8 protein-coding genes are annotated in these 10,942 nt (G+C 39.0%); 5 read left to right on the forward strand and 3 right to left on the reverse strand.

The genetic code is table 11. The annotated features are described in order from the left end of the window. Positions 1–27 precede the first annotated feature (27 nt). Positions 28–1,110, reverse strand: coding sequence for an acyltransferase family protein (locus ACHFIY_RS03020; protein ID WP_410844575.1), 1,083 nt, complete (start codon positions 1,108–1,110; stop codon positions 28–30). A gap of 457 nt (positions 1,111–1,567) precedes the next feature. Next, positions 1,568–2,191, reverse strand: a complete 624-nt coding sequence (locus ACHFIY_RS03025; RefSeq protein ID WP_410844576.1) for a class I SAM-dependent methyltransferase — start codon at positions 2,189–2,191, stop codon at positions 1,568–1,570. A gap of 386 nt (positions 2,192–2,577) precedes the next feature. Between ACHFIY_RS03025 and ACHFIY_RS03030 the strand changes: the two genes are divergently transcribed. From ACHFIY_RS03030 to ACHFIY_RS03045, 4 genes are all read left to right on the forward strand, one after another. Further along, positions 2,578–2,880 (forward strand): hypothetical protein, encoded by a 303-nt coding sequence (locus tag ACHFIY_RS03030; RefSeq protein WP_410844577.1) that lies wholly within the window; start codon positions 2,578–2,580, stop codon positions 2,878–2,880. A gap of 151 nt (positions 2,881–3,031) precedes the next feature. Continuing rightward, a complete protein-coding gene (locus tag ACHFIY_RS03035) occupies positions 3,032–3,370 on the forward strand; it encodes a YbjQ family protein (protein ID WP_410844578.1) in 339 nt (112 codons plus the stop codon). A 122-nt stretch (positions 3,371–3,492) separates the two neighbouring features. Then, a complete protein-coding gene (locus ACHFIY_RS03040) occupies positions 3,493–3,990 on the forward strand; it encodes a TIR domain-containing protein (RefSeq protein WP_410844579.1) in 498 nt (165 codons plus the stop codon). A gap of 2 nt (positions 3,991–3,992) precedes the next feature. After that, complete coding sequence (locus ACHFIY_RS03045; protein ID WP_410844580.1) at positions 3,993–4,868, forward strand: macro domain-containing protein; 876 nt, start codon at positions 3,993–3,995, stop codon at positions 4,866–4,868. Positions 4,869–5,087: 219 nt separating this feature from the next. On the opposite strand, the gene ACHFIY_RS03050 is transcribed toward ACHFIY_RS03045, so the two are convergent. After that, on the reverse strand, positions 5,088–7,853 hold the full coding sequence (locus tag ACHFIY_RS03050) for a M14 family metallopeptidase (RefSeq protein ID WP_410844581.1): 2,766 nt from the start codon (positions 7,851–7,853) through the stop codon (positions 5,088–5,090). A 711-nt stretch (positions 7,854–8,564) separates the two neighbouring features. Between ACHFIY_RS03050 and ACHFIY_RS03055 the strand changes: the two genes are divergently transcribed. Then, on the forward strand, positions 8,565–10,942 hold a 2,378-nt coding region (locus ACHFIY_RS03055), incomplete at its 3' end, for a hypothetical protein (protein WP_410844582.1).

Raw genomic sequence — 10,942 nt, forward strand, 5'->3', positions numbered from 1 at the left:
GAGGAAAATGTCGCCCAGTTGGATAATTTAGCTTGCCTTTAATTCAGCCCATTTAATTTTTGAGAAAAAAATATCCGTCTTTTTCCTTAATAGCATTGCAGGCCTTTCAATAAATAAATAGCTTAAAAAACCTAGTAATGCAGATACCAAGATAGATAACCCAATAAATACTAAATAATGTAACTTATTGCTAAATGCAGCATACAATAAATGTTGAATAGGGAAACTATATATATACATTCCGTAAGAAATATCGTATTTTAAATGAAATTCAAATTGTTGAAATAAATTAATAATTACTAAGGCTATTAAGAATGGGGAAGCCAAATGAAACCCACCAAACTTGATTAACAATAAGGAGAAAAAAGTTATAAATAGGGAACCTTTCCAATCCAACTTAAACAAATCTGGAAATGTGTAAATTATCGAACCAGCAAAAAAAGATGGAAAAAGTTTTAACCGACTGTTAATAAGCGTCAAAAAAGTGGGACCAAACTTCACAGAGGAGTTGTAATTAATAGAAAAGAAAACCAATATTATTATAAATACAAGGAAATACAGTACCCTGTTTTTTTTGAATAATAGAAAATAGCCCAACAGTACAACCATTATATAGCAATGCATTTCTGATAGCAAACTCCAAAAACTACCATCAAGTGAGCCATTGTTTGGGGTAAATAACAATACATCCTTAATAGTCCATTGGCCTATCTGCAAAGAAAAATTATGTGTAAAGTAACCTATTGCACTTTCATTGCCCAAAAATGAATAATTGGAAATCGATCTTCCAGTTAAAATAAAAATCAACGGCCCAATCACGATACCTGTAAATATTAAACACATCCAATAACCCGGAAAAATTCTTAGTATTCGGTGACTAAAGAATACTAAACTATTTTTTGATTTATCGAAACTTGCTGTGATTAGAAATCCACTAAGTGCAAAAAAGCCCATGACAGCTATTTCACCAAGATTTGTTTGATTTTTAGAAAAATAACTAAGTGGCTCTAGGTTTTCATTATACCCACCAAGCAAAAAGCCATGCGTTATAATAACAAATATTGATAAAATGACCCTAAGTAAATCAAAACCATTTTTTCTATTTCCCATATAACTGCTTTGTGCAAATATGTAATTTTTTTTGTGGAAAAAAGAAAAAGCATAATTCTTTTTTAAGGTGCTGGCAAGCCCAATATATGTACTAATTAAACGCTCCTATTTTCCTCATTTCACTAGCATATAATTATAGTTTGATAGCCCTATAATAGGTTATTTTCTTAAATTTTCTTATAGTTCTGTAAGGTCATTTTATTAAAACTAACGATAAATTAATAATATTGGCAGCAGGAATATAAATAACTAGCGATGCTTGCACCAGTACTGCATACGCAAATCTTGAGATTTGAAAACACTGTAACGTAGTCGGGAGACTACACCAAGCCGAGCTTGTTTTTTACCCATTCGACTGCCAGTTACAAACTGGTTTGTTTAAAAGGCACGAGTGAGATGCTGTGCAGAACACTCGCAGCAGTAGAGCTTTGTAAAAAATTAGGTGAGTTGCAGTATGTTAAATTTGAGCTGTGATTATCATCGATTTCCACAAAAAAGGGTATCGCCCGCAGCCTTTGAACGTGATTTCTTTAAACCCCCTTTCCTCCAAAATTTTTGAAAGTGTTTTTGCCGACCAAAATTTTATATGCCCGCCATCCCATAGCACGGTAAAATGGTCATCCATTTTGCCCATCAAGGATAAAACAACATTTTTCAAATACCCATGATAAGGCGTAGAAACAATTAATTGCCCACTACCAGATTTTTGCAATATCCTTTTGCAAAAGTCAAAATATTCACGGGGCGAATAAAGATGTTCAATTACCTCTGTGGATATGATTGTATCAAAATGAAGGTCATTTAGCTCATTGGGAAGGTCATCGCTCGTCAAATCCTGTACAAAAAACCGACCTGGGTTTGCCCTGTTTGCGATCTCTATCCCTGAAGGGGATGCGTCTGTGCCATAAGCATCAAAGCCTTTTCCAATTAAATAATTGGTTAGCCACCCATTGCCACATCCTATGTCTAATATTTTCCTGTACTTTTTTTTAGACATAATTTCAACCACTGGTTTTAGTAAATATTGGCTAATATGATCAAACTCATCTGAATTATATCCATAGTCTTTGTATCCCGACATAGTTTTTACTGATTTTGATTTTAGGATTGCCACCAATTCGTAGAAAAGACTACGCTTTGCCAATTATTCTTTTAAAATGTAAATATAGCCTTGATTTATGTGGGGAATAGAAATTTTAGCGCTTATATACCAATGCAAATATCTGCTTAGGGAGAATGTATCGCACCACTACCTAATTAGGAATTATAAAAAAAAGCTGGGCAGCCAGCGTTTTTTATAATTACCAGTAAAAATAGCGATGCTATTACCAATACTGCATGCGCAAATGTGTATCATTTGCCACACATCGATAAAACAATGAGGCGTAAGAGAAATGATTTCCTTTTTTTCTACCCAAATAATACTGGCACGATTATTAATCTTTATTAAGGAAAGTTAAAAAAATCATGAAAAAATTACTATTTATTGTATTGGCATCTGGGTTGGCTATTTGCAGCAATGCACAAACAGAACCCACAAAAAAAGAAGCTAAAATGGCTGTGAAAGAAGACGTGAAAGACCTGCGTGCAGAAAGGAGCGAACGCAATACAAAAATTGCCCATGGGCATTTTAAAGCTGCACACCATGACCAAAAGGAAATAAATGCAGACAGGAAGAACTTGAATGCCAATAAAAAGCACCTAAAAAATAAAGGCGTGAAACATCCCATTGATGATGCAAAAGATGAAATTGATGGAAAAAAGCCATAGGGGTTAAAGAATGTTGAGTGAATACAACCGAAGCCGTTTAGGATATTATATCTTAGGCGGTTTTTTTATGGGCAAAATTCATGGTTTGTGCATTTAATCAAAATCTAACTAAAAAGCTATAATTTACGCGAACTAAAAAATCAAAAAAAAAATGATAGACTTAACGTTGATTACGACAAGCACCCATCTTGAAGGCTATAAAGTAACTAAACAATTAGGCTTGGTACGGGGAATTACCGTGCGTTCCCGGAGCATATTGGGCAATATGGCTGGAGGGTTTATGACGCTTTTCGGAGGCAAAAGTTCTATCTATACTGAATTGTGCGAAAATGCGAGGGAAGAAGCTTACCAACTTATGATACAGCATGGCAAAGAAATGGGTTGTAATGCCATCATCAATATGCGGTACGATGCCAACGAAGTGATGGATGGCGTTACGGAAGTGCTGGCTTATGGAACAGCGGTGGTGGTGGAGAAGATTTTATTGTGATTGATGCTATTTATGATACTAAAGAACTTCATAAGGATTCAAATATTACAAATTGAAGTGAATAAAATAAGTTTACCTATGAGATAATAAACTATTACATTTGTCGTACAAACCTAAGTCCAATGGCAAATACATGTTATGCTTGTTTCGATGGTGATAATGATATTCACTATTACAGATTAATGCAAGCTTGGCACGCTAATCAAAAGTTCGCTTTCACTTTTGTAAATGCTCACGATATTACCCAGGCAAGAGACACAAGTTCTGAGCAAACCATAAAACGTAGTTTAAGAACCAGATTAAATGCTAGTGATGTGTTTTTGGTTTTAATCGGGGAAAGCACAAAAAATCTTTATAGATTTGTCCGGTGGGAAATGGAAATTGCTTTAGAAATGGGCATCCCAATAATTGCTGTAAATTTAGATGGCAGTAAATCAATAAATATGGATTTATGTCCACCTATAATCAGAAATGAATTGGTTATTCATATACCATTTGGTCACAAAATAATTGATTACGCAATACAAAACTGGCCAGTATCTTATAAAAATCTTAATAGTAAAGACAAGTCTGGACCATATATTTATCCTAAAAGTATTTATGACGAACTTGGACTTTAATTATGAATTATCATTTACGGTCGTTTAAGACAAAATCTTATTGGGTATATGCGTTTTGGTCTACAGATTCCTTAAAGACATTTGTAGCTGTAGTTGCTGGCATTTGGACTTTTGTGGATATACTTGACTCATTTAAGTGCTTGGATAAAAAAACTCTCTCACTGCATTGGTTAGTTCCGTTATTTTTGATAGGCATAATTGCTGTAATTTTTACTAGGAGACCTGTAAAGAAAATCAGATACAAATCTCCAAGTCATGATTTAATAATAGAGGTTTGTATTGGCGATCTATTTAAGATACCAGGGCAAAAGATTATCAGTACTAATACAACTTTTGATACAGATATTTCTAGTGGTATTATTTCAATTAATAGTTTACAAGGGCAATTTACCCAAAAATTTTATCCAGGCGATTTGCCGAAGCTTGATAAGGAAATTGAACTAGGCCTACAAGGAATCCCTTACACAGTAATTACTAAGAAGTCTGGGAAAACCCATCGATATGAATTTGGAACGACAATCAAGTTAAAATTAGCTGACCAATACTTCTATTGGTTTGCTATGTCAGATTTGAACGAAAGTAATACTGCGACAACAACGCAAATGGATGTGAATAAATCTTTGGATGGTCTTTGGGCATTTATAGAAACCAAAGGGGAAAAGTTAGATACAGTAATCCCTTTAATAGGTTCTGGACTTGGAAGGCTTACAACAAGTAGAAAAAAATTAATTGCTTTAATAGCACAGTCATTTATAAATGCATCTGAAAAAAGAATTTTTTCTAATAAACTTACTATTGTCGTTTATCCAGGCGATATTGAAAAATCAGGGCTTAATTTATTTGAAGTTAAAGATCTTTTAGGGCATTATCTTTCGTAATTTGAGCCGACTGCATAAAAAAATTCTCTCTATCGGTATAATACTTAATCCTAAGATGAAATAAGTAGTTTTATTAATCTGAAGTCATTGATATTAAAAGGTATACTAAACATAAGATGAAAAAGTGTACTTCGACTCCAAGGGAGTCGAAGTACACTACCTGTTTGATTCCTATAAACGTAAAATTACGATGAGGATTAGTATAGATGAATTCTTTATCTACTTATACAACCCATTAAACAACAACTTGAACGTACCATAGCTCTGTGCCCGGTAGATAATTTCAGGGCCGAAAGCGTATAGCTTGCCTTTGCCAACTTTGGTTTCAAAAGCGGCAACGCCATCAAGCAAATATTCCTGCCCCCAAGCCCAGCCACTACGGAGGGGCTTGTTGGTGGCAAACCATGCTATGGGTTTTACGCTACCGTTTGCATAAGCACTTGTGCTTATTTTAAACACTGGGCTTTCGTCAAACATCATGTCTGCCTTGCTGTTCATGCCCCAAGCGGCAGGGCTGGCAGAGTCGATGCTTGCACGCAGGATAGTTCCGGGTATATAGAATTTCTCGCCGGGGAGTTTCTTTTCCTCGCCATTAATTATTTCTGTCAACGCATCTTTTACAGGAACGCCTAAGTGCATGGCAAGGTTGGTGCTGCTGCCAATGGTAACGATATTGCCCCCTGCTTCCAAAAACTTGCGCAGTGCAGGGATAGATTTTTCAGCCGTGATACGGCCAAGCGTTGGCCTTAAATCTGCTGGTATAATAGATGGCTTGGGCTGTGCCTTGCCTTTGCCCGTTGCGCCTACAGATGGAATAGCCCCTGTTGGGAAAATAATCACATCGTATTTGGAACGAAGGTCTGCCGTGTCTATCTCCTTGGCATAAATGCGGGTAATCGGGAAATGATATTGCTCCATCATGTAGCGCATCCAGCCAGAAGGCATGGAACCACCGTAAATGTCCCAAAGAGCTATGCGGGCAGGGTTTATTTTCACCAAACCAGAAGGGCGTTTGGCCAATGTGGTGGCGGTAATGCCAAGGCTGGCAGCATCTTTTTCAATAACTGCTTTTGCTTTTGGCGAAGCCGCTACATAAAAAGAACCCAAGCTGGCTTTATTGCCAGCAATAGTATCAGTAAGGCGGTAAACTTCCACGCCCGCTTCCAACAAATCGTTGGCAGTGGTAAAGGAATGGTTGCTGCGGGCATCTAATAAATAACCTTTTGCCGATCCTGTAGCAACGATGCTGCCTTGCAAGGTTTGCAGCTCGCCATAAGGCACACGTTCTGCCGTTACTTCAAAAGGTGTCAGGATACGGTCGAATTGGATACCCATTTGGTAGGCCAAAGTCCACCCTGCTGCATCGTAGGGCTTGATGGGTGGGCCACCGGGATAAAGGAAATCGTTGGGGTGGTCTTGTGGCTCAAACAAATCTATCACATGCGGCCTAAAAGCCTGGTTGGTCTTGATGATATACGAACCATCAGGATAGCTTTTGCCCTCAACCGTAAATGCGGATGTGGCTTTGTTTACTACAACACCCGTCCGTATCAAGGCATTTAAAAAACGGATAGCCGTTGGGAAATCTGGCTGGTTAGCCGGGATGATATACCCCCTTGCATCACGCAAGGCTGGGTTTTTCATTACTGTATCGTAGTATTTTGTGGCAATGGAACTGCTACTTTCCTCTGCATCAGCACTAGAGTCTGGTGCCAATGCCCCTTTCTTGGTAACTTTTGTTTCAGACTGGGCAAGCTGGTTCATTTCTGCAATCCGCTTGGGGGAGAGTGTCCAATGGTCTTGCCCGCCATTTTGGATAGAGTTTTTGCCCATACGGTAAATATTGTACAGCAACTGGTCCCGGTAGCGGGTAGCATAGTCTAACACGGCATAGTTTAACGAAACAGAATAATCGATCGACTGCCTAAAATGCCAAGCGCGGGGCGTAACGGGCAGTACAGTTGCGCTATTAGGTATCAACCTTGACGTTACCAAAGGGATAGTTGTAGGGGTTGGGCTGCCGATAATTTCTGTCAAAAGCCCAATGATATTGTGGAAATATGTAGTGGTACGCAACCCTCCATTGAACCAAGTGGAATAAACAGAACCAGCACGCTCGGTATAACCGGGCTTGTTCTCGGCATCCAAGCGGGTACTCATGGCGGCGCCCATGGCATCTAAGCCCGTGATCACCAATGGGTCGAACAAATAATTGAACGGGTCACGATAGGGCGGGCCCGCCACAACTGAACCAACTGGACCTGGCTGGTGGTGGTTGTAAATGATTTGCGGTATCCATTCTATGTACAATTGCCTGGCCATATTCTGCGATTCCTTTAGGTTCAGCATATAAAAATCACGGTTATTGTCGTGGCCTGCGTATTTTTCAAACAAGCGGGGCAAATGCAACAAAGAGCGTTTTTCAGGGTTGGTTTCGCGCATGTACCAACTGCTCATCAACTCCTGCCCATCAGGGTTAGCATGTACCATTAGTATTATTACATTGTCTAATAGTTTCATCGTTTCCGCATCGGTACGGCTTCCTAACTGCCAAGCAGTCTCTATCAACTGGTGTGCCCCCACGGTTTCGTTGGCGTGAAGGCCGCCGTCTATCCAAACAATGGCTTTGCCTTCTGCCGCAAGCGCATGTGCTTGTTCATCCGTCAGGTTTTCGGCATGAGCAAGTTGCTGGGAAATTTGCCTGTAATGCTCCAAGTTTTCTAGGTTTTTAGGCGAGGATACCACCATCATATACTGCGTGCGGCCTTCTTCAGTTTTGCCAATGTCTACCAGTTTTACCCTGCTTGACGTAGCTGCCAATTTTTTGAAATAGGCTTCTGTCTGGGTATAAGTAGCTAATTGGTAATCATCGCCTATGGCAAACCCAAAATGCTCTTTTGGGGAAGGTATGTTTTGTGCGTAGCTCCAGGTGATTGCCAGTAGGCAAAGGATTGTCAATAAATTTTTAAGTTGATATGTCTGCATCAGTAGTCTTATTGTTATAATTTAAGATAAGGGTTGTACCTATATAAGTGCTTTTTTAAGGAGAATGTAACGATAAATGGGAAAGTAATATTTAAAAGAGTATATAAAAAAATTGCAGGGTTTAAAACCTGTTACTACTCAGGTGCAAGTTTGTTTAATCTGCCACGAAGGCACGAAGACCCAAAGAGACACAAAGTTTTAAGGGAACGAAGAAGAAAGAAAAAAAGAAGAAAATTCATGTTACCAATACCTTTTTACCTGCTTTTTATTCGTGCTTCTTGTGTTTTTGTGCCTTTGTGGCTAAAAAAGCTATTCGATGTGGTGAGTAATAATCAAAACCTCTATTGGATTAGTAACCCTTTAAAGGTTGCCAAATGCATCATTCAAGCTAAAAAGGCTTATTGGGCTTATAGCATGGTTGCCAACTTTTTGAAGGTTGGCAACCTTTAGTCGCGATGAAAAATTTTTAGCCATCCAAAAATAATGGTTGAACAAGATTGGTTATCCCCCCTTATTCAAAGGATTTTTAAAGATGGGCTGTTGCCGCATTTTTGTATAAAGTTAAGGAATGTGGGAAATAAGCCAAATTATATAATCAAATAAAATTAAATGTGTATTAAAATCTATTTGTAGTAGTTTATTGACACAATAATGTTCCCTTAAAATCGTTCTTATAAATGTCCGTAATCAAAGTATCATATTAATTTATTTATGAAGATAATTTACCCATCCGCTGCTAGTTGTTATTTCATTAAGAACAAGACTATTAAAACTGCTATTTTGGCTTTTCTTTTTTTGTCCTGTACCCTTTCAGGAGCAAAAGCGCAGTATAGCACAACGCACTATATCCCCCCATCCCCTTGGTACTATTTTAATAATGCCAATGAACTAGAAATTACAACAGTTAGCACCACGCCTGTTGCGGTTACGATTAAGAGTAGCGACGGCACTGTTATTTCAAACTCGTTGACTACAGTAGCGGGTACGCCTTTGCAATACCGTTTCCCCAATGTGGGTGTTTCTGCAAATACACTAAATACTGTTTCCAATGCAAAAGGAATTATTGTAACTGCCTTATCGCCTATTGGCGTTCAGGTGCGGAATATTGCTTCTGATAATGTTACCTGTGCTGGTTCTTGCTATGGCGGCAATGTGGATTGCTCACAAAAAGGCAACTCATCATTTACTAGTTTGGGCGACCAAGGTTTGGGAACTAGTTTTAGGATTGGGTATTATGCTGCAGTAACAGGGCTTAGTTGTAATGGTGAATCTTCTGCACCAGTATATGGTGTTTTGGCAAGGGATAATGGCACAACAGTTTATTTGAACGGTACATTGCTGGCAACGCTAAATGCAGGCCAGTCATATATGTTTCAAGCTGCTATGGGTAGTGAAATTACATCTAATAACCCTATCACTGCCACTTCCGGTATGCGTATAGACAACTCTTCCGGTTGTGGCGATGGTGTTTGCAGCCAAATAATTCCAGAGGCTTATTTGGGTACTTCTTATGTTGTGGTTCGCTCAAGTGGAAACACTGGTTATGAAAAGTCGTCAATTGTTGCTTCACAGCCCAATACAACCGTAACAGTAAAAGTGAATGGAGGCTCTACTACATCTTACACGTTAGCCAAAGCGGGAGACTATATAACCATCAACAATGGTGATGGATCTACAACTTATTCAAGTTGCTATATCTCTACTTCACAACCAGTAGCTGTTTACACAGGATCTGCTTCCGGTTGTGAAATTGACATGATTGTGCAGCCGCCATTGAGTAGCTGTGCAGGTTCTTTTGATGTGCAAACTACTAAATTCGTTTCCAATACCAACACCACACTTCCTTATTTTGGCTATATATTGGTACAAAGCGATACCGCAAAAGTATATTTCAATGGAGTGGACTTAGAAACATTAACCAGCAAAAGGACATTGGTTGCAGGTTCCGGTTTTTATATTATCCAATTTACCAATACACAATTGGGCAATCCATTAGACATCCATTTCTCAGTAAATGCAAGGATTAATGTAGCCATGGTGGAATCTGGCGGAGGTTATTCCATGTCTTCCTTTATTTCTTCCATTTCAAACAGCATGCCGCCGCCAGCCGTTAGCTCCAACTGTTTGCCATCTACATTAACTGCGCAAAGTGGTTTTACCTCTTATCAATGGTACAAGGACGGGGTAATTATAGCTGGTGCAGTAAGTCAAAAATATACCCCTACTGCCACAGGCAATTATAGCGTAACTGGTACAACGCTAACTTGTGGAACTACTGCTTTATCGCCAACAGTAACTATTAATCCAAAACCAAATGCTGGTAGCGACCAAATTGTTTGTGCAGGCACGTCAACAACACTAAAAGGTACTGACCCCACTACTGCTACATGGATAGTTCAATCAAGCAACCCTACCGGTGCTACCTTGGGCAATACAACCAATGGGTTGGCTACCGTTAGCTTGTCCAATAGTGCGGTGGGTACTTATAATTTTATTTATTCTGCTGGCTGTGCCGATACTATGGCAATAGTAGTGAAAGCTACAAGCAGCTCAACTACCAATGCCAGTATTTGTGCTGGCGATTCTTATTCATTTAATGGCACTAATTATTCCACCTCAGGAACGTACACTGCTCATTTCACCAATGCTATTGGTTGCGATAGTGCGGCAAATCTAGTACTAGTGGTAAAAGCAAAATCAACATCCTCAACCATTATAAGTATTTGCCCTGGGGCAACATATACTTTTAATAGTACAACCTATAGCACCGCCGGTACTTATGTAGCCCATCTAACAAATTCGGTTGGTTGCGACAGTGCGGCTACACTTATTTTGAAAATAAAAGCTACAAGCACATCTATTACCAATATTTCAATATGCAGTGGTTCTAGCTATACCTTTAATGGCACGGCATACAGCGTTGCAGGAACATACACTGCCCATTTGGTGAATGCAGTTGGTTGCGATAGTGCAGCCACCTTGGTTTTGACCGTAAAAGCAAATTCTACTAGTACCACCAATGCAAGCATTTGTGCAGGCAGTTCTTATACCTTCAACGGCACAGCATACAGCACTGCAGGAACTTACAC

This window comes from Parasediminibacterium schistidii (genome assembly GCF_046546515.1).
GTDB lineage: Bacteria > Bacteroidota > Bacteroidia > Chitinophagales > Chitinophagaceae > Parasediminibacterium.